The following is a 24,190-nucleotide window of genomic DNA, read 5'->3' on the forward strand; positions in this document are numbered from 1 at the left end:
GCGGCTACGTCCCTGGATTCGTTCAACTAAGAATCAGGTGGAGTTTGAAACTCCATCTGATTCAAGTTTTCACTTCATTAAGTAATTGGAGCTGGGTTAAAAATACAGAGGTCGTTATGCAGTTCAAATTTTTCAGCACAAGCTTCTTCTTTTCCACTTGCAACATCTATAATTTTTTTGAATAGTTCTGTTCCAATCTCTTGAATAGTAGCATCTCCTGTTGCTATAGGTCCAGCATTTACATCAATCAGGTCTTGCCACATATCTTTCATATCGTTTCTTGAACATACTTTAATTACAGGTACAATAGCTAAACCATAAGGTGTACCACGGCCTGTCATAAATACTTGAAGTGTAATACCAGAAGCAAGCTGACATGGACCACATACAATATCACTAGCAGGTGTAGCAGCATATATAAGTCCTTTCTTAGTAGGTATTTCTGCAGGTGATAAAACTTCCACTATTGGAGAAGATCCTGACTTCGCAATAGACCCCATGGCTTTTTCTACAATGTTAGATAAGCCTCCTTTTTTGTTGCCTGGAGTAGGATTTGCACTACGGTCAACTTGTCCATTATCTAGGTAGTTATCGTAACATTTCATTTCAGCTGCTAATTTTCTACCTACTTCTTCATTTATGCAGCGCTCACCAATAATATGAACACCATCACGAACTTCAGTAACTTCTGAAAACATTACTGTGGCTCCTGCTTGAACTAACATATCGGCAGCATATCCTGCACTTGGATTTGCTGTCACACCTGAAAAGGCATCGCTGCCACCACATTGCAACCCAATGCAAAGGTCAGACAGTGGAAGGGTTTCTCGTCTGCGTTCATTTAATCTAGCTAATTTTTTATCAGCCATATTCATTAATGCATCTATCATCGCACCCATACCCTTTTGTTCCTGAAGAATAATTACATTTTCAGGATTTATATCAGCTTCATCTATTAGCATTTCTACCGTTAATTTTTCACAGCCTAATCCTACTACCATTAATTCACCACCGAAGTTAGGATGCTTTGCAAGGTTTTTTAAAGTTCTAATTGGAACTTTTGCCTCAGGTGCATTAATTGCAACTCCACATCCATAGGCATGATTAATTGGAACTATATCATCTACATTTGGGTACTTTGGAAGTAGTTTTTCTTTCATTTTCTTTACTGCTACATTTAATACACCAGTTACACATTGTACAGTTGTGCTGATTCCGAGAATATTTCGAGTACCAGCATATCCGCCATTAGGGTTTTTGTATCCCTCAAAAGTTTTGATTGGTGCTTCAGGAAGATCTGTAACTATATTTTTTGCAAACTCCATTTCATATACAGAGGGCGGTGTTGGCAGCTGCAGCATATTTTCATTAATCCAATCCCCTTTTTTTATAGGGTTAATAGCATATCCTAAAACGATTCCATAACGAATAATCTTGCCGTCCTTTGGAATATCACATAATGCAATCTTATGACCTTGTGGAATATCTTCATTTGCTAATATATTATCCATAACCTCTGTTCCTGCAGGAATTGCATTAACAGCAATTGCCACGTTATCTAAGTCATTAACTTTAATATAAGTTTGTTTACCCATATATCATATCTCCTTCTCTAAATGGTAAATTAAGAATATTATTTATGAATAATTTAGGTTGTGTTTTTGTTAATTTTATTGTATAAAATAAGTAACTATTAATCAAATTAATTAAAATAAGAAAACTCTTAGAAAAACTTATAGAAAAGAGAGATATTTATGGATTTAAAACAACTTGAATATATGGTACAAATTGCAAAAGAAAAGAATATAACAAAAGCAGCAGAAAAACTATTTATTACTCAATCAGCATTGAATCAACAACTCTTAAAGTTAGAAAAGGAATTAGGTTCTCCCCTATTTTATCGTTCCAGAACAAACTGGCATTTAACAGAAGTCGGCGAAATATATATTGCGACTGCAAAGGAGATCCTTAGACTAAAAAAAGAAACATATAACCGTATTAGTGATTTGATAAATATGAAAAACACTCATTTATCTATAGGATTAACGCCGGAGCGAGGCATATCTATGTTTGCATCAGTTTATCCTGAGTTTCATAAATTACATCCAAACGTCACAGTAGAGCCAGTTGAACTAAGTGTAAAAGAGCAAGAAGCTATGATTAATCGCAGAGAATTAGATGTTGGATTTTTAACTTTATCTGATGATATGCAGAAAAACGACAATGTATATACTTCTATTTTAAAAGAAGATATTATAGTGGCCATTCCTTCTAGTCATCCTTTAGCAAGTAGTGGAAGTATGTATGGTGATTCACTCAAGGATATTGATTTAGCTTTATTAAAAGAGGATAATTTCGTATTAATTTGTAAGGGTAGTACGATTCGAGAGGCTATAAATCCTTCGTTTCAAGATGCGGGATTTTCTCCAAAAATCCTATTTGAAACAAAGAGCTGCAGAACACTGATTTATATGGTAAGAAATAATTTATGTTGTACTATATTACCAGAACATTATGTAATAAATTCTAAAGATGTTGTTTATTTTTCTTTGCCACAAAAACCCCAATTAAGAGTTGTTGCTATGTATAAAAAAGGGGGCTACCTAAGCAAACCTACAGAAGATTTTATCACATTAGCTTCAGATTATTGGAGTAAATTGAAAAAAGAACAAAACCATGTTCAAAATAAAGATTAAATAACCCACCACAACACTTTTATTAGTATTGTGGTGGGTTTTATTGTATAGGGAAAGCCTAGTAGATTAAATCTATATCACTGATACTTATTCTTCATTGTATTTGACTCATTATTTTTTATCGATCATTGGTGATTTCCTCTTATCTTCCAAAGCTTCGTAAAACAACTTATACTTCTCATCTTTTTCCTCTGATAAGCTAATATATTTTTTTAACTCGGACTTTAATGATACTATTGAGGTTATTTGAAATATAACTAAACCTATTAACGCTAATATAACAAATAGATTTTCAAACATTGTTAAACCTCCTTTCGTTGACTTTTTTAATTTAAACTTAATACATCTCCCATTGTCATTCTCAAAGATATTAGAAGACTTTGCCAACATTCAAGAAGATCGTTCCAATAAAAGTTCTGCAAGTAAGTAAAGAAAGTAAAAATTTATCAGTGCTGCTTTACCTAAGATATGTGATTTAGTTATAATTATAAAAGCAATGATGATATAAAAATGGTAGTTCATTTTTTCTAACTATTCTGACTATTCTTCTCTATACTATATAATACGTAAAAACTTAAAAAGTGGTACAACTTAATTATTTATTAGGCTTGTTGCATTAGCTGTACTATTGGTATCTATGATTTTCATTAGTGAGTATCTAAATAGAATAACCGTCATGGTTTGATAGTAAAATAATAAAAAAAATGCTGACATCTTATGTGTGTCAGCATTTCTATTAAATTAAAGGTTAACGCTCTTTTCTTTCCACAATCTCTTTTTGCATCTTTTCAAGACTACTAGGTGTAATTTTGTAAAGAAAAATAATAGGTTTTTTTAAACCCTTTTCCATAATATCTCCCTCAGTGTATTTAACACTCTACCTGCCAGTTGCTGCAGAAATCATTGCTTTTACATTTTCAACCTTAGCATTTGGAGGTATTGAACATCCACTAGATAAGATAAATCCATTTCCCATATCCTTGATGAGCTGCTCAGAATAATTGTATACATCATCAGGAGTACCAAGAGCAAGTTTTGCTGCTGGAACGTCTCCTTTAATACAAGCATTGTTTCCAAGAATATCTTTTATCTTGTAGATGTCTGTTGCTCCATCTGTTTCAATTATAATTTTTCCTTTTGGGAAATCCTTAAAGTAATTAAGGTCACGTTCCCAGTTTCCGTCCATATGTATGCTACATGCAGCACCCTCTTCTATAATAGCATCTGCTGTTTCCTTAATATATTTCCATACAAAGCGCTCCCATAACTTAGGTGAGAAGAATTCACTAGCTCCACGTGCTGGGGAAAGGAATACTACTGAAGCTTTTGTAGCTCTGATTTGCTTTCTCAAATCTTCTACTATTTCTTTTTGCATAACTTCCAATGTCGCTTCAACCTTATCTGGAATTTTAAATAAGTCTCTCATTAATTTAACCATTGAGCGGCCACCGCCTAAATATTCATTTACTGTTAAAGCTGTTGATTGTTTATATACAACATACCCTGCATCAGTAATATTTTTAGTTGCTTGTGGTCCATAAGACAACTCCTGCACAATTTCATCAACATTAACTTTTAATCTATCTCTTAAATAACCTGGTGCAAAGTTGTTCCAACCTTTATTTATAATTGTGTCGTAATCTTCTGGGAAGATCATTTCTGCTTCATCAAGCTGCCAAAGCATATTGTCAGCCAACTCACGTCCTGGAAGTTTAACTCTTGCCATAAATGTCAATGGAAATACAGAAGCTGCACCAAAGGCTGATTCACTTCCATCTACATCTCCTAACTCTTTTAATGATTCCAGCATAATTTTATTTGATTCTCTTACACCTTTACAAAGGTCAGCTAATGTGTAACCCATATGAGTAGCACAAAAACCATCCATTTGCAGTATAATAGGTGTTCTATCTGGTTTCTCTAGTGCTATAGCCTTATTTAACCTATCTAAACGTTGATTATATATTTCTTGCATTGTTTTCACACTACTACACCTCTACAAGTTCTTTGCAATAATCTACAGTATTCTGCGCATTCTTAGCTACTACATCTGCTTTTACATACTTACCAGTAGCCTCATCAACAGGGCCTCCTCCGATAAGAATCTTTGTATCATTTCTAAGTCCTGCATCTTCTATAGCTTGTATACATTCCTTAACATTATCAAAACATGTAGTTAAAAGACATGAAATACCAACTACTTTTGGCTTGTACTCCTTTATAGCTTCGATAAATTTAGCTGTAGGTACATCAACACCTAAATCGATTACTTCAAAGCCATTACTTCTCATTACAGTTGTTACGATATTTTTTCCTATATCATGGATATCGTCATAGATTGTCCCTAAAACAAAAACTCCATATTTAGACGATCCTGATTGTTCCATTCCGCCAAGTAACTGGGACGCCTCATTAAATACTTCTGCAGACATAATAAGTTCTGATAAAAAATATTCTTTTTCTTCAAATCTCTTTCCTACAATTCCCATACCTTCTTGTAAGCTTGCTATAATATCTAGTGGATCTACTCCCTGCTCTTTTAACGCTTTTACCTCTTCTAATACAACGTCCTCATCAAGATCAGCCATTGCTTCTACTAGTCTTTTACTCATAATATATTCTCCTTGTAATACTCAATAATTTTTATATAATGTACTTTTTGTTATAATTATCAATAAAATATAATCAACTTACTAAGGATAAATTATACTTAAATAGCACAGAAGCACACTTTATCCTTGATACCATAATTATTAATATGGTATTTATCAATATGTAATATTTTTATAATATGTAATACTTCGTTAATAGCATATTTATCCTTAGTAAAGAGATGGGCTTTATTTGGCTACTCTCATAGCATTTGCATTATCCCCTATATTGAGGGAAGTTTCTATCTAAGCTTACTGATTTTAAAGTTGTCCATCAGTTGCAAAAAACATTTCAGTCATGTTATTGTTATTCATATAATCCTTGACGGAATCCTTTTAAGAACTTTCTTGAAAATCTGTCCTGTCCCAGTAATGTTTGAGAGGCAAGTAATGCTGCTCTCATTTCTTTGTTTGTAGGATCCATTATATAGGAGTCCATTCCACGAGCCATAGTTTGTACCATGAATAATCTGTTCAATACTTTTCTTGCAGGTAATGCATAGGATATATTACTTAATCCGCAAGTAGTGTGTACTCCTGGATGACTTTCCATTATATGTTGTATTGCTTGTAATACCTCTATTCCATTCTGCTCTCCCGCACTTATTGGTTTTATAAGAGGATCTATATATATATCATCTATATTAACTCCTTCTGCAGTTAACTTGTTAATTATTGTATCCGCAATTCTAATTCTATCTTCATTTGTCTTAGGCATTCCACCGTCATCAATACACAATGCAACAATTTTTGTATTGTATTCCTTTACTAAAGGTAGTATTGCATTCCATCTTGGTGTTTCATCAGTTATAGAATTAATCATTGATTTGCCATTAATAGCCTTCTTTAATCCTGCCTCCAAAGCTAGAGGATTAGGGCTGTCTATACATAATGGTAGAGTAGTTGCCTGAAGAACGTTTTCAACCAACCATTCCATAGTTTCAACTTCAGTCTCCATAAATGTTCCACAATTCACATCAATATATGTAGCTCCGGCTTCTTCTTGTGCCTTTGCAATTTGCTGTATATATTGTCCATCTTTCTTTTCAACAGCTTCACGAATCGCTTTTCTACTTGTATTTATTAATTCGCCTATAATTAACATTTATTTTCCCACCCTTTAATCACTCTAATCTTACTTCTTATAGTAATATATAGTTTCTATTTGCCACCCTATTTTCGTAAACTTTTATCATTTACGATTTTTATTATAATACTTAGTGCCACTATATGTCAATAAATTTTCGTAAAATTTATAATTTTACTATTTTTTACAACATTTGCAATTCTAATATTTATTATTTTAGAATAATTGTGTTTATATTAATACTGTTGTCAGAACCACTAGCAATCAGTTAAGAATTATGATAATGTTTTATTTATGAAAAGTAACTTTTGTTATTAAATTCAATAACAATAGTGCACTCTCTTTATACTTATTATAGAAATTTTATGAGAATCACCCTACTAAATGGGAGGTCAAAATGAAAAGATCACATAAAGGAATAGTTACTGAGCAGAAAATCTTACAAACTGCTAAGGAATTATTTTATAATAAAGGTTTTTCAGATACCACAGTAAAGGAAATTTGCAATCAGTCTGATGTGAAATTAGGCACTTTTACCTATTACTTTAGTACTAAAGAAGCCTTAATATCTGATATTTATGCTGAATATGTAATGAAGATATATGCTTATATAGATAACGTTAGAAATCGAAAAATGACTAGTTTAGAAAAGAATACCATAGCTTCTTTTGTATACTATAAAATAATTTTTGACGATGATAACTGTAAAAAATTTCATTATGATGTTATAACTAAATTGTCAATCTTCACAGTTCTTGGGAAAAACTTAAGAAGATTCTATCCTAATTTTGTGCGAGAGCTTAACCTTGATATTGATGAAAAAGAAATTACTCGAATATTCTCTGCAGACTTTGGTATAAGGCGTGAGTTTATTTTGGAATTTGTTGAGAATGACCTGTTTGACAGTTCTTTAGATCTGACTATTACTATTTATACAATGATGGGCAGACTTTTAAAAGTCGATGAAAAAATTATGAAGGGATATATAGAGAGAGCAATTGAATTTATAGAGAAAAATGACTTATCTCATATAAAGCTTTTGGTATAGCTACTATGCTTTATTCAATATTTACTTAATATTAAAATTATGAAAACTTGCAATCATTCTTATATATAATAGCCCTGCAAAACCTGCAGGGCTATAAAGTCTAGTTAATAGCAACGTCTTTGTATTGTGCTGACAGACTATGCAATCTTTTCTTTCTTACTACTTAATCCATTCTTATCAACTCCAAAAGCAAATGACAAAATCAAACCAATTATAGTAATGCCAAGTGCCATCCTTGTCGCACTTGTAAATCCAGAAGCTATTGCAACTTCATTTGTTACATGTTTTGCCGATAAAGTTTGAATTTGAACTGCTGACATTATTCCCATAAAAAGTGATGAACCAATTGCCGCTGAAACTTGTTGAAGTGTATTCACTATAGCTACCCCATGAGGATAATATCGTTTTGGTAACTGATTCAATGAATGTGTTTGACATGGTGACATAGTAAATCCAACTCCTACACATACACAGGTATAAGCTATTATTATCTTCATTAAAGATGTTTCACTATTAGAGCAAGTTAAAATAAATATAGATATAGTTGTTACTGCTAATCCCACTGGTACTAACCACTTTACACCATACTTGTCATAAATTTTTCCGCCTATTGCTGTAACAATTCCATTGCAGATTACAGCTGGTAATAATGCAAGAGCTGCTATGAAGCTCGTTGTTCCAAGTGATCCTTCCATAAACATTGGCAACATTACATTCATAGTAAACATAATCATCATTGATACCATTACTAACAACACCCCTGTTGTGAATTTTCGATATTTGAATGGTGATAAGTTTAGCATAGGTTCTTCCAAAGTAACTTGACGTTTTATAAATATTATCATACAAATTACTCCTAATACAAAGCTTATTGAAGTAACTTTAACATCACCTGCACTAATGCTGCTTATTCCATATATTATAGTTCCAAGCCCTATAGTTGATAAAATGATTGATAAAAAATCTATTTTAGGTTTTGTAATCTCTGCTACATCAACTAATACTAACTTTCCTATAACCATAACTAGTACTATAATTGGAATTAACGCTGTAAATAATACATGCCAACTAAAATACTGCAGTATAATTCCTGAAACCGTTGGTCCAAATGCTGGTCCAAGTGAGATTGCACATACACATATGGCCATTAATGAACCTATTTTTTCCTTTGGTGCTACTAATAATACTGTATTCATCATAATCGGAATCATCATACCTGTCCCAGAAGCCTGTATTATTCTAGAAATCATCAATATAATAAAGGATTGTGAACATGCTGCAGACAATGTTCCTAACAATAATAATCCTAATGCAGTTAAAAATAATTGTTTAGTTTTAAATGTTTCAATAAGAAACGCTGTAACAGGTACCATAACTGATGTTACTATCATATAGGCTGTGATTAACCATTGAACAGTTCCAGCTGTAATATTCATCTCCTTCATAATTCCTGATAGTGCTACATTTAATATAGTTTCATTAAATGTAGCTATAAACGCACTCATTACTAATACTGATATGATTGCTGTTGAATTTACTTCCCTTGTAGTGCTTACTTTGTTTCTTTTCTTCATTTGTTATCCTCCATTCATTAGACCAGTCTATATATTAAATATTAAAAAATAAAACATCTTTTAAATGCTTTATTTTCCAATATTTCATCAGCTTTAAGGTAATAGTTAATAAGTTCTACCCATCTATTAGTTTTCCTATTTGATCTCCAACTTTTCTTAGTGCTTCACCATTTCTCCTAGTTAAACTAAGCATAATAGCTCCTTCTGTCAAAGCTGAAATAGCTGTCGCTATATCTTTAGCCTTGTTTTCATTAATTCCATAATCAATTAACTTTTCAACATATATTCTCTCTATTGATTCAAATTTTTTTTCGCAAGCTGTTCTTAAAGTCTCACTAGAGTCGTATATTTCTAAGGCTATTAAACTTATAGACATGTCTTCCATTTTTTTATTATGATCTATTATTTCTGCCATATTATTAATATTAAAGATAATACCATCAATAGGATTTTGAAACATATCTAACATTTTTCTTAAGTTTGTAGCTATTTTTTCCCCTGCTAATTCAATTGATTCTAAGGCAAGTTCTTCTTTTCCATTTGGAAAATGATAATACAACGAACCTTTTGGAGCTCCACTCTCTTTTAGAATTTCATTTAATCCAGTTGCATTATATCCCTTAACCTGAAAAAGTTTATATGCAGTTTCAATAAATTTTTCTTTTGTATTTGCATTGCTTTTCATAATTCTATACCTTCCAAACTTATTATAGTAACTGGTCTACATATAATTATAAATCTAATTTTTATTAATTTCAATGTTTAATTATGCTTCTTATTTATTTTTACTAAGTTTTATTTTATCTAATTATCACAAAAGAACTAATTCAGAATAAGATTTTCAATTAGTCCCTTTACTATTTTACATAAAAAAGGTTGTTTCTATAAATCAAATTAATCAGACAAAAATAGAAACTTTCTGTAAAATAAAAAAAGCACCTTCAAAAGATGCTTTTTGGTGGCTTACCGGGGAATCGAACCCCGGACAACTTGATTAAAAGTCAAGTGCTCTACCGACTGAGCTAGTAAACCATACAAACCTGGCGACGACTTACTCTTCCACACAGTCTCCCGTGCAGTACCATCAGCACTGTAAAGCTTAACCTTCGTGTTCGGAATGGGAACGGGTGTTACCTTTACGTCATAATCACCAGATGCCATGATTCTTAAAATCTATGATTTTTTAGAAGCATGGTACTCCTCAGCTCTGCTGAGTGAGTTTCATTATAAAAACTTCTATAAGCTTCGCATTACTGCGTCAGCTCCATCGCTGCGGTACTCATTTACACCAGTAAACTCTGTTCCTCGCTCAGTCGCTTCCTTGTACTGCTCGCTTCTATCAATTTTGTTGTTACTTTTTGTTTGAAAGATGTTATTCTTTCAAAATTGCACAGTGAAAATTAGGTCAAGCCCTCGACCTATTAGTATTAGTCAGCTGAACATGTTACCATGCTTACACCTCTAACCTATCAACCTTGTGTTCTTCAAGGGGTCTTACTAGCTTATGCTATGGGAAATCTTATCTTGAGGTGGGCTTCACGCTTAGATGCTTTCAGCGTTTATCCCGTCCTGACATAGCTACCCAGCTGTGCTCCTGGCGGAACAACTGGTGCACCAGAGGTCAGTCCATCCCGGTCCTCTCGTACTAAGGACAGCTCCTCTCAAATTTCCTACGCCCGCGACGGATAGGGACCGAACTGTCTCACGACGTTCTGAACCCAGCTCGCGTGCCGCTTTAATGGGCGAACAGCCCAACCCTTGGGACCTACTTCAGCCCCAGGATGCGACGAGCCGACATCGAGGTGCCAAACCTCCCCGTCGATGTGGACTCTTGGGGGAGATCAGCCTGTTATCCCCGAGGTAGCTTTTATCCGTTGAGCGATGGCCCTCCCACGAGGAACCACCGGATCACTAAGCCCGACTTTCGTCCCTGCTCCACTTGTTTGTGTCGCAGTCAGGCTCCCTTCTGCCTTTGCACTCTTCGAACGATTTCCAACCGTTCTGAGGGAACCTTTGGGCGCCTCCGTTACTTTTTTGGAGGCGACCGCCCCAGTCAAACTGCCCACCTAACAATGTCCCGTGACCAGTTTCATGGCCGCCGGTTAGAATCCCAGTACTGTCAGGGTGGTATCCCAAGGTTGACTCCACAAAGGCTGACGCCCTTGTTTCTCAGTCTCCCACCTATCCTGTACAGACAATACCGAAATTCAATGCTAAGCTACAGTAAAGCTCTACGGGGTCTTTCCGTCCAATCGCGGGTAGCGAGCATCTTCACTCGCAATACAATTTCGCCGGATTTGTTGTCGAGACAGTGCCCAAATCATTACGCCATTCGTGCGGGTCGGAACTTACCCGACAAGGAATTTCGCTACCTTAGGACCGTTATAGTTACGGCCGCCGTTTACTGGGGCTTAAGTTCATACCTTCGCTTGCGCTAAGTATTCCCCTTAACCTTCCAGCACCGGGCAGGCGTCAGCCCCTATACTTCAGCTTTCGCTTTAGCAGAGACCTGTGTTTTTGCTAAACAGTTGCTTGGGCCTATTCTCTGCGACCTACTTGCGTAGGCACCCCTTCTCCCGAAGTTACGGGGTCAATTTGCCGAGTTCCTTGACAACAATTCTTCCGCTGGTCTTAGGATTCTCTCCTCACCTACCTGTGTCGGTTTGCGGTACGGGCGCCAACATCCTCCATAGAGACTTTTCTTGGCAGCGTGGAATCAGATACTTCGCCCATAAGGGCTCCCCATCACGTCTCAGCTAATACAGGCGGATTTGCCTATCCTGTATACCTAAACGCTTAGACGCACATCCAATAGTGCGCAAATCTTATCCTCCTGCGTCATCCCATTTGTAATAACGTCAGTTGGCGGTATCGGAATATCAACCGATTGTCCATCACCTACGCCTTTCGGCCTCGGCTTAGGCCCCGACTAACCCTGAGCGGACGAGCCTTCCTCAGGAAACCTTAGGTTTTCGACCAATAAGATTCTCACTTATTTCTCGCTACTTATGCCAGCATACTCACTCCTGTACAGTCCACCGCTCCTTTCGGTACGACTTCAACCCATACAGGAAGCTCCTCTACCACTGATACTTACGTATCAATCCATAGCTTCGGTGGTAAGTTTTAGCCCCGGACATCTTCGGCGCAGGATCTCTCGACTAGTGAGCTATTACGCACTCTTTAAATGAGTGGCTGCTTCTAAGCCAACATCCTAGTTGTCTTAGAAATCCCACATCCTTTTCCACTTAACTTACACTTTGGGACCTTAGCTGATGGTCTGGGCTGTTTCCCTTTTGACCACGGATCTTATCATTCGTAGTCTGACTGCTTTGATTCAAGTATATGGCATTCGGAGTTTGATAGGGTTCAGTAACTGTTGTCAGCCCCTAGCCCATTCAGTGCTCTACCTCCATTACTCATTCAAAACGCTAGCCCTAAAGCTATTTCGAGGAGAACCAGCTATCTCCGAGTTCGATTGGAATTTCTCCGCTATCCACAGCTCATCCCATGGTTTTTCAACACCAACGTGGTTCGGTCCTCCACGGAATTTTACTTCCGCTTCAACCTGTCCATGGATAGGTCACCCGGTTTCGGGTCTACGACATGCAACTTTTCGCCCTATTCAGACTCGGTTTCCCTTCGGCTCCATACCTTAAGTATTTAACCTTGCTACACATCGTAACTCGCTGGCTCGTTCTACAAAAAGCACGCCGTCGCACATAAAAGTGCTTCGACTGATTGTGGACACACGGTTTCAGGTTCTATTTCACTCCCCTTCCGGGGTTCTTTTCACCTTTCCCTCACGGTACTGCTTCACTATCGGTCACCAGTTAGTATTTAGCCTTGGGAGGTGGTCCTCCCTGCTTCCCACAAGGTTTCACGTGTCTCGTGGTACTCTGGATTAGACCTGACTGCTCTTCCTTTTCACTTACAGGGCTTTTACCTTCTACGGCGGAGCCTTCCAGCTCTCTTCAGTTAAAAAATCGCAGTATTTATGGTCTATCCGCAACCCCAGGAACAAGTTCCTGGTTTGGGCTCTTTCCCTTTCGCTCGCCGCTACTTAGAAAATCGATTTTTCTTTCTCTTCCTCCGGGTACTTAGATGTTTCAGTTCCCCGGGTATACCTCTATAAACCTATGAATTCAGTTTATAGTACATTACGTTAGTAATGTGGGTTGCCCCATTCGGAAATCTCTGGATCACTGGCTATTTGCGCCTACCCAAAGCTTATCGCAGCTTATCGCGTCCTTCTTCGGCTTCTGGTGCCAAGGCATTCACCATGCGCCCTTTGTAGCTTGACCTATACCGAAAATTGCTATTAACTTCGCACTTCTTCGTCAAGTCCTTCATTGCGGTGCTCATTTACCAGTCAGTAAATTCCGCTCCTCATTCAAGCCTTTCCTCGAATTGCTCGTTACTATCAATTTTCTAGTTTCAATCTTTAAAGTTACAAAGGTGTTAAATATACTTTCGTATAAGTAATTTACCTTTAGCTTTACTTTTATTTGTTAAACAATTGCGATTGTTTAACGATTCTTCACTGTGCAATTTTCAAAGAACAAATGGTGGAGATAAAGGGATTCGAACCCTTGACCCCCTGCGTGCAAGGCAGGTGCTCTCCCAGCTGAGCTATACCCCCATTTTTGAAGATTCACTTAAACATACCGACATATCTAGTCGATACATAATAATTCTTCAAAATTAAACAGAGGCTAAACAACCAGTCTTTCAGACAGCATTACCTGTCTGTATTATCCTTAGAAAGGAGGTGATCCAGCCGCAGGTTCTCCTACGGCTACCTTGTTACGACTTCACCCCAATCACTAACCCCACCTTCGGCCGCTGGCTCCTTTACAGGTTACCTCACGGACTTCGGGTGTTGCCAGCTCTCATGGTGTGACGGGCGGTGTGTACAAGGCCCGGGAACGTATTCACCGCGACATTCTGATTCGCGATTACTAGCAACTCCGGCTTCATGTAGGCGAGTTGCAGCCTACAATCCGAACTGGGATAGGTTTTTGAGTTTTGCTCCACCTCGCGGTCTTGCATCTCTCTGTACCTACCATTGTAGCACGTGTGTAGCCCTGGACATAAGGGGCATGATGATTTGACGTCATCCCCACCTTCCTCCCGGTTAACCCGGGCAGTCTCACTAGAGTGCTCAACTTAATGGTAGCAACTAATGATAGGGGTTGCGCTCGTTGCAGGACTTAACCTAACATCTCACGACACGAGCTGACGACAACCATGCACCACCTGTCTCCCTGCCCCGAAGGGCTTCATGCATCTCTGCACTATTCAGGGGATGTCAAGTCCAGGTAAGGTTCTTCGCGTTGCTTCGAATTAAACCACATGCTCCGCTGCTTGTGCGGGCCCCCGTCAATTCCTTTGAGTTTTAATCTTGCGATCGTACTTCCCAGGCGGAGTACTTATTGTGTTAACTGCGGCACAGAAGGTTGGACCCTCCTACACCTAGTACTCATCGTTTACGGCGTGGACTACCAGGGTATCTAATCCTGTTTGCTACCCACGCTTTCATGCCTCAGCGTCAGTTACGGTCCAGAGAATCGCCTTCGCCACTGGTGTTCTTCCTAATCTCTACGCATTTCACCGCTACACTAGGAATTCCATTCTCCTCTCCCGCACTCTAGATATCCAGTTTGAAATGCAGCACCCAAGTTAAGCTCGGGTATTTCACATCTCACTTAAATATCCGCCTACGCATCCTTTACGCCCAGTAAATCCGGACAACGCTCGCCACCTACGTATTACCGCGGCTGCTGGCACGTAGTTAGCCGTGGCTTCCTCCTTTGGTACCGTCATTATCGTCCCAAAAGACAGAGCTTTACAACCCGAAGGCCTTCATCACTCACGCGGCGTTGCTGCATCAGGCTTTCGCCCATTGTGCAATATTCCCCACTGCTGCCTCCCGTAGGAGTCTGGACCGTGTCTCAGTTCCAATGTGGCCGATCACCCTCTCAGGTCGGCTACGCATCGTCGCCTTGGTGAGCCTTTACCTCACCAACTAGCTAATGCGCCGCGGGTCCATCTCAAAGCGGATTACTCCTTTAATTAGTTCTTCATGCGAAAAACTAATGTTATGCGGTATTAATCTCCCTTTCGGGAGGCTATCCCCCTCTTTGAGGCAGGTTACCCACGTGTTACTCACCCGTCCGCCGCTAATCCACCCCGAAGGGCTTCATCGCTCGACTTGCATGTGTTAGGCACGCCGCCAGCGTTCGTCCTGAGCCAGGATCAAACTCTCAATTTAAAAGTTTGAATGCTCATTACATTTTTACTCACTACTATATTATAGTAGTTAAAGAATTGCTGGTTTAGTTTATTTAATAAAAGTCATTTAGACTTTTAACCTCTGTTTAATTTTCAAGGATCATGTCGCTTATTTACGACTGGATTTATATCTTATCATCTTCATGTTAGCTTGTCAACTAATAATTTATTACCAAGTTACCTGCTATTTGTTATCGCTGATTTGCGACAGGAATCATATTTTATCATCATTCCTTAGTACTGTCAATTAGTATCTTTATACCAATTGGTCTGTCCCGTAGCAATATAATTAAACTGAATCACTCTTCTGTTGTATTTGCTACGTCCTCAAGCGACAAGTGATATCTTACCACGGATAAACATATATAAAATAATAAATATGCATCTCTATATAAAAATAACATTGCTAATACCAACATATTCTTCAATTTGCTCACTATTTTATATAGAGACACGCCTGAGTTAGTTTATGAGATACTACTTTAATTATAGCCTTCTCTTAAAATCTTTCTCCATATTTCTTCTATATTTTTTTGTGTAACTAAACTCTAAAATACTTCTGAGCAGCGGCACTTTTTCCATAATCCATATCAATTTGTTAGTTAGTAACGTACTTATGATAAACATTATGCAGTATATTAAAATATCTAATACTGTCGGCAAATCGTATCTATACTTATTTATGTGTATTATTATGAAAATTGGTGCTAGCTCCGAAAGTATAAACATACATAACTTCACTACAGATAACTGAATTGACTTACATGGACAAATATTAATGCACCTCTGGCAAGTTTCGCAATTCCAATTCCAATTTGGCCTTCCATTTTTCATATCTATTGCTTTTACAGGACAGATACTTTTGCACTTTCCACAATTAGTACAAGAGCTGTCAGCTATAAATGTTTTTCCTAAAATCCTATGTGCTACTTTGCTATATATAGTAAAGACAATACAAGACCATAATAAGCTCACCGCATTCCGTTTTTTTAAATAATTTTTGTTCTTACTTATCTTGTGTACTAGTTCTACTGTTTTAATATCAGCCTTCGCAAATATATTTTCTTCTGTCTTTTCATCTTGTGGATTAAATACTTGTGTCCAATTATAAGTGTGAACAACAAAATCTGTTAAAAAGACATCAAATCCTTTGTTCTTTAATAGAAATCTTAAATGGTATAAAGATTGCCCCTCAAATCCAGCACAACTACATATTATAACCGCTTTACACCCACTTACAGCTTGAAGATTTGAAATATACTTTAGAACAATGGCAGGTGTTCCAAATCCGTAGATAGGATAACAAAATATATGCAACTTAAATTTTACTAAATCATTATTGTTGTTCTTTTCAATATTTAATAAATACACTTCATATCCATTATTTTTTAGTTCTTTTTCAATTAATTTTACCATATGATATGTGTTACCTGTTCCTGAAAAGTAGTGAATAAGATACTTGTCCATTAATAACATCCCCTAATAAATTAATATTTATTATTAATGAAATAATTTATGTTTTGTCCTAATAAATTTATCCGATGACTACCCGCTCTAATACTCCCATACACACTCTGTGAAAGCGATTCACACAAAATCATAGATTTTGGTTCTCTGCTTTTCTTCAAAGTGTACGTTGTGAGCGGCTACGTCCCTGGATTCGCTCAACTAAGAATCAGGTGGAGTTTGAAACTCCATCTGACTCAAGTTTTCACTTCATTACTATTGTTTAGTTATCATGAAAATTATACCATACACTCTATCTACACTGTTATAACTATATAAAATAAGCCCATTCAATTTGTAGTCAGAGCTACAAATTAAATGGGCTTCTCTTAATAACTTTTTTATTTACTAGTGAATATCTATTTTTTTCTTTTTATCGTTACCTTTAGTTAACTTAGGAAGAGTGATCCTTAAAACTCCATCAATAAATGAAGCATCAATCTTGCTTTCATCTATATTGTCTATATAGAAACTTCGATTAAACTCACCATAATGTCTTTCACGTCTAACATAGTTTTCCTTATTATCTTCTATAGACTCATCTCGCTTTGCACTAATTACTAGATAGTTGTTATTAAACTTTATATTTATATCTTCTTTTTTAATTCCAGGTAAATCTGCTTCCAATTGATAGTTTTGCTCTGTTTCCTTTAAATCAACTTTAAAGTTTCCCTGTAAGTCATGCATTGTTGAAAGGAAATCATCACTGAAAAAGTTTTTTAAAAGTGGAGAAAAAAAATCATCCCTTCTCATTAAATCATTCTTTTTAAAAGGTACCATGTGAAACATCCTTAACTCCCTCCTTAGTTTATATCTTTAACTAAACAATAAAAGTTAAAAGCTAAAAACAAGAACCTTATTAGGTTGATTGAAAGAATTAATATGTTCTTTACATAAATTATTTTAACAAAAATCTTGAAAGATAAACTAGAAATTTTGAGTCAACTTTAACATTAAAGAACTCTTCTGCATAATTTTTTATAAAACTAAATTAAAATAGAAAATACTAAGTATGCGGCACCCTGTCATATACTATTTTTATAGTTTACAAGGAAAATCAATTTGCGTATTATTCAAATTATAATTAGAGTACGCTGAAATGTTTAAGAACAATAAAATAATACCTGACAAACTGCCAGGTATCGAACTATTTACACTTATTTTATTAATTCTTCTTTCAAGTTTTGATAGCCTACTCTATCAATCATATCAGCAAATCTTTCACCAGTAGTTCCATTTTCAGCATAGTAATCTAATACCTTTTTCATAACTCCATCTAATTCCTTTACTGAAAAAATGCTATTAACCTTATCTCCTACTCTATGTTTTCTACCAAACTTTCCTCCTAAAAATATTGCAACACCTTCTTTATCAGTTGTCATGGCATTGAATTTACAAGCACCGATACATTTTCCGCATGCTACACACTTTTCAGAATCACGGCTTACCTTTTTGTCCACTTTCTCAATAGCGCCTACTTTACATACCGATACACACAGTCCGCATCCTGTACAATTATCTTCTTCTAATTTTGGTACTTTTTGACCCATAAAGCCAAGGTCATTTAAAGATGCCTTTGCACAATTATTAGGACATCCAACTATTCCTATTTTAAACTTAGCTGGCAATTTATATCCAAAATACTTGTCATGTAATTTACTGCATATACCCTGAGTATCTACTAAACCATGAGTACAGACTGTTCCCTTACAGGCTACAAGAGGTCTTATCTTTTTTCCAGTTCCTCCTGCTAAAAGACCAAATTCAGCTAGGTCTTTCTTTACATTCTCAATATCCTTTTCTTTTATCCATGGTATCTCAATTCCTAAACGAGTTGTAAATCCTATATATCCTCTTCCGTATTTATTTGCAAGCTGAAGTACCTTTTCCATTTTATCAGATTCCATATTTCCAGACTTTGCTATTATTCTCAATGAAAAATAATTAGTATCTCTTTGATTAATAAATCCTTGAAGTTTTAATTCTGCTAATTCTTCTTTATTCATGTTTTTGTTCCCCCATTTTATTTTGATAATATATAAACTATTTATTCTTGTTACCTAATAATTATAACAAATACCATAAAAAAACATAAATCATAAAAACTTATATATGTATAAAATAATCTTATGTACTAGAGAGTTTTTTTGATATACTTACTGCAGAAACTTATAAAATCATTAATAAATTTCTCCTCTGATTCGCCTAAATAGATAAAATTAAATTCTCTAAGTATATTTATATCTCGTATAGGAACTATTTTTATTACTCCAAGCCTCGATTCTCTTTTTATCGCTTCCCTTGAAATAATGGTATAACCTAAGTTTGATTCAACTAGTGACTTTATAGCACTTATATCCCCTATTTCCATGTAGACTTTCATGCTTTCTAAATCATATCCTAATTCAATAAGCTTATTTTCAAATATTTTTCTTGTCCCAGATCCTTTTTCTCTTAATATTAATCTTCCACTTATAACTTCTTCTATCTCAACACTTTGTCTTTCACAAAATTCATGTTTTGCAGATACTGCTAAAACAAGTTCGTCATCTTTAAACTTTTTATAATTAAACTTATTCTTATTAAACGGTCCCTCTACCAATGCAAAATGAATATATCTATTTAAAAGTTTATTTATAATTTCCTCTGTATTATTTACTTGAAGAAGTATATCCGTATTTTTATATACCTCTTTATATTCACCTAAAATGTATGGCAGCACATATCCTCCAATAGTCATTGTAGCCCCTACATTATAGACTTTTTTATTTTCAGAACTATTTCTAACATCTGTTTCTAAACTTCTATATAATACATCTAATTCTTTTGCATATTTAAATAGGACTTCCCCTGCTTCTGTTAAATCTATAGTTCTTCCTTGCTTTTTTATTAAATCTGTACCGTAATATTCTTCTAAAAACTTAATATGTTGAGATACTGCTGGTTGTGTTAAATTCAGTATGTCACCAGCTTTAGTAAAGTTTTTTATTTCAGCCACAATCAGAAATGTAGTCAATCTTATATCCATCATTCTAATCACCTATTCATATAGATTTCTTTGCTAATATTACCATAATTAATAAAGTAATAGCAATTATAAATATAATTGTAAGTTGTATTACTAATCAAATTTAGCAATATAACTAAACAAACTCTTAGCTGTATTTTATCAAATTTTATTTCATTATGTAGAAAAACTATTAAATAAATAAACAAAATATGATAAAATCTAATTAAAGATACATTTTTACAAAAATCTGTAATAAGGATGAGAGATATTATGAGTTTCTTTGATAATATCCTATGGAATAAAATTTTCAAAAAAGATTCTCTAGTTGATTCCTCTTCTTCTTATACTAAAGAGGAATCACAAACAAAGAAATTTATTATAGGAAAAGATGAAACACTTTATAATGGAGTTGCATTTTTTCACGAACTTATAAAGGATAATTTAGACAATCTAGTTATAGTTTGTATTGGTACAGATAAATGGATATTTGATAGTTTAGCACCTTTTGTTGGAAGTATTTTAGAATCTAGAGGATTTGATTTTCCTATCTATGGAACAATAGAAAGCCCTATTCATGCTATTAATTTAGAAGATTCCTTAACTAAAATTAAAAATAATCATCCTGATGGTTTTTTTATAGCCATTGATGCCTGTTATGGTCATGAAGAATCTCAATTTGAAATTCACTTAAGAGACTATCCTGTCCATCCTGGTGCTGGAACAAATAAACACCTACCGGATGTAGGAAACGTATCCATAGTAGGAATTATAGCTGTTAGTGATGATGATATTAAGTTACATGAAATCCGACTACGAGATGTAATATGTGTGGCTAATAAAATAGTAGATATTCTAATGAACTCAGTTGAAAGTTATAAATCTATTTATCTTCATAAAGATGACATGTTGAGCTTTATGAATCATAGCGATAGAGATTGTTTAAAATAGATATGCAGATACGAAATATTTTTCTATATAATATGTATTTACCAAAAAATAAAAAAATGGCTCCGTGGAGAGGATTCGAACCTCCAACCCTTCGGTTAACAGCCGAATGCTCCACCATTGAGCTACCACGGAACATTTACCTGGCGACGACTTACTTTTCCACACAGTCTCCCGTGCAGTACCATCAGCACTGTAAAGCTTAACCTTCGTGTTCGGAATGGGAACGGGTGTTACCTTTACGTCATAATCACCAGATTGAAAGAATTTTGTTCTTTCAAAATTGCACAGTGAAAATTAGGTCAAGCCCTCGACCTATTAGTATTAGTCAGCTGAACATGTTACCATGCTTACACCTCTAACCTATCAACCTTGTGTTCTTCAAGGGGTCTTACTAGCTTATGCTATGGGAAATCTTATCTTGAGGTGGGCTTCACGCTTAGATGCTTTCAGCGTTTATCCCGTCCTGACATAGCTACCCAGCTGTGCTCCTGGCGGAACAACTGGTGCACCAGAGGTCAGTCCATCCCGGTCCTCTCGTACTAAGGACAGCTCCTCTCAAATTTCCTACGCCCGCGACGGATAGGGACCGAACTGTCTCACGACGTTCTGAACCCAGCTCGCGTGCCGCTTTAATGGGCGAACAGCCCAACCCTTGGGACCTACTTCAGCCCCAGGATGCGACGAGCCGACATCGAGGTGCCAAACCTCCCCGTCGATGTGGACTCTTGGGGGAGATCAGCCTGTTATCCCCGAGGTAGCTTTTATCCGTTGAGCGATGGCCCTCCCACGAGGAACCACCGGATCACTAAGCCCGACTTTCGTCCCTGCTCCACTTGTTTGTGTCGCAGTCAGGCTCCCTTCTGCCTTTGCACTCTTCGAACGATTTCCAACCGTTCTGAGGGAACCTTTGGGCGCCTCCGTTACTTTTTTGGAGGCGACCGCCCCAGTCAAACTGCCCACCTAACAATGTCCCGTGACCAGTTTCATGGCCGCCGGTTAGAATCCCAGTACTGTCAGGGTGGTATCCCAAGGTTGACTCCACAAAGGCTGACGCCCTTGTTTCTCAGTCTCCCACCTATCCTGTACAGACAATACCGAAATTCAATGCTAAGCTACAGTAAAGCTCTACGGGGTCTTTCCGTCCAATCGCGGGTAGCGAGCATCTTCACTCGCAATACAATTTCGCCGGATTTGTTGTCGAGACAGTGCCCAAATCATTACGCCATTCGTGCGGGTCGGAACTTACCCGACAAGGAATTTCGCTACCTTAGGACCGTTATAGTTACGGCCGCCGTTTACTGGGGCTTAAGTTCATACCTTCGCTTGCGCTAAGTATTCCCCTTAACCTTCCAGCACCGGGCAGGCGTCAGCCCCTATACTTCAGCTTTCGCTTTAGCAGAGACCTGTGTTTTTGCTAAACAGTTGCTTGGGCCTATTCTCTGCGACCTACTTGCGTAGGCACCCCTTCTCCCGAAGTTACGGGGTCAATTTGCCGAGTTCCTTGACAACAATTCTTCCGCTGGTCTTAGGATTCTCTCCTCACCTACCTGTGTCGGTTTGCGGTACGGGCGCCAACATCCTCCATAGAGACTTTTCTTGGCAGCGTGGAATCAGATACTTCGCCCATAAGGGCTCCCCATCACGTCTCAGCTAATACAGGCGGATTTGCCTATCCTGTATACTTAAACGCTTAGACGCACATCCAATAGTGCGCACATCTTATCCTCCTGCGTCATCCCATTTGTAATAACGTCAGTTGGCGGTATCGGAATATCAACCGATTGTCCATCACCTACGCCTTTCGGCCTCGGCTTAGGCCCCGACTAACCCTGAGCGGACGAGCCTTCCTCAGGAAACCTTAGGTTTTCGACCAATAAGATTCTCACTTATTTCTCGCTACTTATGCCAGCATACTCACTCCTGTACAGTCCACCGCTCCTTACGGTACGACTTCAACCCATACAGGAAGCTCCTCTACCACTGATACTTACGTATCAATCCATAGCTTCGGTGGTAAGTTTTAGCCCCGGACATCTTCGGCGCAGGATCTCTCGACTAGTGAGCTATTACGCACTCTTTAAATGAGTGGCTGCTTCTAAGCCAACATCCTAGTTGTCTTAGAAATCCCACATCCTTTTCCACTTAACTTACACTTTGGGACCTTAGCTGATGGTCTGGGCTGTTTCCCTTTTGACCACGGATCTTATCATTCGTAGTCTGACTGCTTTGATTCAAGTATATGGCATTCGGAGTTTGATAGGGTTCAGTAACTGTTGTCAGCCCCTAGCCCATTCAGTGCTCTACCTCCATTACTCATTCAAAACGCTAGCCCTAAAGCTATTTCGAGGAGAACCAGCTATCTCCGAGTTCGATTGGAATTTCTCCGCTATCCACAGCTCATCCCATGGTTTTTCAACACCAACGTGGTTCGGTCCTCCACGGAATTTTACTTCCGCTTCAACCTGTCCATGGATAGGTCACCCGGTTTCGGGTCTACGACATGCAACTTCTCGCCCTATTCAGACTCGGTTTCCCTTCGGCTCCATACCTTAAGTATTTAACCTTGCTACACATCGTAACTCGCTGGCTCGTTCTACAAAAAGCACGCCGTCGCACATAAAAGTGCTTCGACTGATTGTGGACACACGGTTTCAGGTTCTATTTCACTCCCCTTCCGGGGTTCTTTTCACCTTTCCCTCACGGTACTGCTTCACTATCGGTCACCAGTTAGTATTTAGCCTTGGGAGGTGGTCCTCCCTGCTTCCCACAAGGTTTCACGTGTCTCGTGGTACTCTGGATTAGACCTGACTGCTCTTTTTTTTCACTTACAGGGCTTTTACCTTCTACGGCGGAGCCTTCCAGCTCTCTTCAGTTAAAGAATTACAGTATTTATGGTCTATCCGCAACCCCAGGAACAAGTTCCTGGTTTGGGCTCTTTCCCTTTCGCTCGCCGCTACTTAGAAAATCGATTTTTCTTTCTCTTCCTCCGGGTACTTAGATGTTTCAGTTCCCCGGGTATACCTCTATAAACCTATTTATTCAGTTTACAGTACATTACTGTTAGTAATGTGGGTTGCCCCATTCGGAAATCTCTGGATCACTGGCTATTTGCGCCTACCCAAAGCTTATCGCAGCTTATCGCGTCCTTCTTCGGCTTCTGGTGCCAAGGCATTCACCATGCGCCCTTTGTAGCTTGACCTATACCGAAAATTGCTATTAAACTTCGCACTTCTTCGTCAATTCCTCGCTGCGGTGCTCATTTACCATAAGTAAACTCCGCTCCTCGCTCAAGCTTTCCTTGACTGCTGCTTCTATCAATTTTCTGGTTTTAGTTCATAAAATCTACAAAGGTGTTAAATATACTTTCGTATAAGTA

14 protein-coding genes, 3 tRNA genes and 5 rRNA genes are annotated in these 24,190 nt (G+C 37.2%); 3 read left to right on the plus strand and 19 right to left on the minus strand.

Translation table 11 applies throughout. The annotated features are described in order from the left end of the window. Nucleotides 1-77: 77 nt before the first annotated feature. Nucleotides 78-1,595, minus strand: a complete 1,518-nt coding sequence (gene garD / locus CLMAG_RS26290) for a galactarate dehydratase (RefSeq protein WP_066629892.1) — start codon at nucleotides 1,593-1,595, stop codon at nucleotides 78-80. 159 nt (nucleotides 1,596-1,754) lie between these two features. Here garD and CLMAG_RS26295 point away from each other — a divergent pair, with 159 nt between their 5' ends. Next, nucleotides 1,755-2,696 carry a LysR family transcriptional regulator gene (locus CLMAG_RS26295; protein ID WP_066629895.1) on the plus strand — a complete coding sequence of 314 codons (942 nt, stop codon included), beginning with the start codon at nucleotides 1,755-1,757 and terminating at the stop codon, nucleotides 2,694-2,696. A 111-nt stretch (nucleotides 2,697-2,807) separates the two neighbouring features. Here CLMAG_RS26295 and CLMAG_RS26300 read toward each other — a convergent pair whose 3' ends face one another. The 4 genes from CLMAG_RS26300 to CLMAG_RS26315 form a co-directional block, all read right to left on the minus strand. Continuing rightward, on the minus strand, nucleotides 2,808-2,996 hold the full coding sequence (locus CLMAG_RS26300; protein ID WP_066629898.1) for a hypothetical protein: 189 nt from the start codon (nucleotides 2,994-2,996) through the stop codon (nucleotides 2,808-2,810). 577 nt (nucleotides 2,997-3,573) lie between these two features. Continuing rightward, a complete protein-coding gene (locus CLMAG_RS26305) occupies nucleotides 3,574-4,671 on the minus strand; it encodes a uroporphyrinogen decarboxylase family protein (RefSeq protein WP_242873146.1) in 1,098 nt (365 codons plus the stop codon). Nucleotides 4,672-4,684: 13 nt separating this feature from the next. Continuing rightward, entirely contained in the window at nucleotides 4,685-5,308 is a 624-nt protein-coding gene (locus CLMAG_RS26310) for a cobalamin B12-binding domain-containing protein (RefSeq protein ID WP_066629908.1), read from the minus strand. A gap of 346 nt (nucleotides 5,309-5,654) precedes the next feature. Continuing rightward, the gene (locus tag CLMAG_RS26315; RefSeq protein WP_066629911.1) at nucleotides 5,655-6,452 is read right to left on the minus strand and encodes a methyltetrahydrofolate cobalamin methyltransferase; all 798 of its coding nucleotides are present in this window, start codon (nucleotides 6,450-6,452) and stop codon (nucleotides 5,655-5,657) included. A 379-nt stretch (nucleotides 6,453-6,831) separates the two neighbouring features. Between CLMAG_RS26315 and CLMAG_RS26320 the strand changes: the two genes are divergently transcribed. Next, complete coding sequence (locus CLMAG_RS26320) at nucleotides 6,832-7,482, plus strand: TetR/AcrR family transcriptional regulator (RefSeq protein WP_066629914.1); 651 nt, start codon at nucleotides 6,832-6,834, stop codon at nucleotides 7,480-7,482. A 137-nt stretch (nucleotides 7,483-7,619) separates the two neighbouring features. On the opposite strand, the gene CLMAG_RS26325 is transcribed toward CLMAG_RS26320, so the two are convergent. The 11 genes from CLMAG_RS26325 to CLMAG_RS26375 all read right to left on the minus strand — a co-directional run bounded on the left by CLMAG_RS26325 (nucleotide 7,620) and on the right by CLMAG_RS26375 (nucleotide 19,884). Beyond that, nucleotides 7,620-9,056, minus strand: coding sequence for a DHA2 family efflux MFS transporter permease subunit (locus tag CLMAG_RS26325; RefSeq protein WP_066629917.1), 1,437 nt, complete (start codon nucleotides 9,054-9,056; stop codon nucleotides 7,620-7,622). Between the two features lie 115 nt (nucleotides 9,057-9,171). After that, nucleotides 9,172-9,741, minus strand: coding sequence for a TetR/AcrR family transcriptional regulator (locus tag CLMAG_RS26330; RefSeq protein WP_066629920.1), 570 nt, complete (start codon nucleotides 9,739-9,741; stop codon nucleotides 9,172-9,174). A 271-nt stretch (nucleotides 9,742-10,012) separates the two neighbouring features. Then, a tRNA-Lys gene (locus tag CLMAG_RS26335) sits at nucleotides 10,013-10,088 on the minus strand. A gap of 6 nt (nucleotides 10,089-10,094) precedes the next feature. After that, nucleotides 10,095-10,211, minus strand: a 5S ribosomal RNA gene (gene rrf, locus CLMAG_RS26340). Between the two features lie 246 nt (nucleotides 10,212-10,457). Beyond that, a 23S ribosomal RNA gene (locus CLMAG_RS26345) occupies nucleotides 10,458-13,360 on the minus strand. A gap of 262 nt (nucleotides 13,361-13,622) precedes the next feature. After that, nucleotides 13,623-13,698 (minus strand) — tRNA-Ala (locus tag CLMAG_RS26350). Between the two features lie 122 nt (nucleotides 13,699-13,820). Continuing rightward, nucleotides 13,821-15,330, minus strand: a 16S ribosomal RNA gene (locus tag CLMAG_RS26355). Together the 16S, 23S and 5S rRNA genes with 2 tRNA genes alongside form the textbook arrangement of a ribosomal RNA operon. 506 nt (nucleotides 15,331-15,836) lie before the next feature. Then, nucleotides 15,837-16,817 (minus strand): EFR1 family ferrodoxin, encoded by a 981-nt coding sequence (locus CLMAG_RS26360; protein WP_066629923.1) that lies wholly within the window; start codon nucleotides 16,815-16,817, stop codon nucleotides 15,837-15,839. Between the two features lie 387 nt (nucleotides 16,818-17,204). After that, a complete protein-coding gene (gene hsp18, locus CLMAG_RS26365; RefSeq protein WP_066629926.1) occupies nucleotides 17,205-17,645 on the minus strand; it encodes a heat shock protein Hsp18 in 441 nt (146 codons plus the stop codon). A 368-nt stretch (nucleotides 17,646-18,013) separates the two neighbouring features. Next, on the minus strand, nucleotides 18,014-18,862 hold the full coding sequence (locus CLMAG_RS26370; RefSeq protein WP_066629929.1) for a 4Fe-4S binding protein: 849 nt from the start codon (nucleotides 18,860-18,862) through the stop codon (nucleotides 18,014-18,016). Nucleotides 18,863-18,990: 128 nt separating this feature from the next. Beyond that, nucleotides 18,991-19,884 (minus strand): LysR family transcriptional regulator, encoded by an 894-nt coding sequence (locus CLMAG_RS26375; protein ID WP_341421016.1) that lies wholly within the window; start codon nucleotides 19,882-19,884, stop codon nucleotides 18,991-18,993. 252 nt (nucleotides 19,885-20,136) lie between these two features. On the opposite strand from CLMAG_RS26375, the gene yyaC reads away from it, so the two are divergent. Then, nucleotides 20,137-20,814 (plus strand): spore protease YyaC, encoded by a 678-nt coding sequence (gene yyaC / locus CLMAG_RS26380; protein ID WP_139264337.1) that lies wholly within the window; start codon nucleotides 20,137-20,139, stop codon nucleotides 20,812-20,814. Nucleotides 20,815-20,871: 57 nt separating this feature from the next. Here yyaC and CLMAG_RS26385 read toward each other — a convergent pair. The 3 genes from CLMAG_RS26385 to CLMAG_RS26395 form a co-directional block, all read right to left on the minus strand. Then, a tRNA-Asn gene (locus CLMAG_RS26385) sits at nucleotides 20,872-20,946 on the minus strand. 6 nt (nucleotides 20,947-20,952) lie between these two features. Continuing rightward, nucleotides 20,953-21,069, minus strand: a 5S ribosomal RNA gene (gene rrf / locus CLMAG_RS26390). 40 nt (nucleotides 21,070-21,109) lie between these two features. Beyond that, a 23S ribosomal RNA gene (locus CLMAG_RS26395) occupies nucleotides 21,110-24,013 on the minus strand. Nucleotides 24,014-24,190: the final 177 nt, after the last annotated feature.

Source organism: Clostridium magnum DSM 2767 (assembly GCF_001623875.1).
GTDB classification, from domain to species: Bacteria; Bacillota; Clostridia; order Clostridiales; family Clostridiaceae; genus Clostridium_AM; species Clostridium_AM magnum.

Coding starts and splice junctions, on each gene's coding strand:
- hsp18 (WP_066629926.1), bottom strand. CDS start 17,645: ATGTTTCACATGGTACCTTTTAAAAAGAATGATTTAATGAGAAGGGAT.
- CLMAG_RS26320 (WP_066629914.1), top strand. CDS start 6,832: ATGAAAAGATCACATAAAGGAATAGTTACTGAGCAGAAAATCTTACAA.
- CLMAG_RS26375 (WP_341421016.1), bottom strand. CDS start 19,884: ATGGATATAAGATTGACTACATTTCTGATTGTGGCTGAAATAAAAAAC.
- CLMAG_RS26305 (WP_242873146.1), bottom strand. CDS start 4,671: ATGCAAGAAATATATAATCAACGTTTAGATAGGTTAAATAAGGCTATA.
- CLMAG_RS26310 (WP_066629908.1), bottom strand. CDS start 5,308: ATGAGTAAAAGACTAGTAGAAGCAATGGCTGATCTTGATGAGGACGTT.
- CLMAG_RS26315 (WP_066629911.1), bottom strand. CDS start 6,452: ATGTTAATTATAGGCGAATTAATAAATACAAGTAGAAAAGCGATTCGT.
- yyaC (WP_139264337.1), top strand. CDS start 20,137: ATGAGTTTCTTTGATAATATCCTATGGAATAAAATTTTCAAAAAAGAT.
- garD (WP_066629892.1), bottom strand. CDS start 1,595: ATGGGTAAACAAACTTATATTAAAGTTAATGACTTAGATAACGTGGCA.
- CLMAG_RS26295 (WP_066629895.1), top strand. CDS start 1,755: ATGGATTTAAAACAACTTGAATATATGGTACAAATTGCAAAAGAAAAG.
- CLMAG_RS26330 (WP_066629920.1), bottom strand. CDS start 9,741: ATGAAAAGCAATGCAAATACAAAAGAAAAATTTATTGAAACTGCATAT.
- CLMAG_RS26300 (WP_066629898.1), bottom strand. CDS start 2,996: ATGTTTGAAAATCTATTTGTTATATTAGCGTTAATAGGTTTAGTTATA.
- CLMAG_RS26370 (WP_066629929.1), bottom strand. CDS start 18,862: ATGAATAAAGAAGAATTAGCAGAATTAAAACTTCAAGGATTTATTAAT.
- CLMAG_RS26360 (WP_066629923.1), bottom strand. CDS start 16,817: ATGGACAAGTATCTTATTCACTACTTTTCAGGAACAGGTAACACATAT.
- CLMAG_RS26325 (WP_066629917.1), bottom strand. CDS start 9,056: ATGAAGAAAAGAAACAAAGTAAGCACTACAAGGGAAGTAAATTCAACA.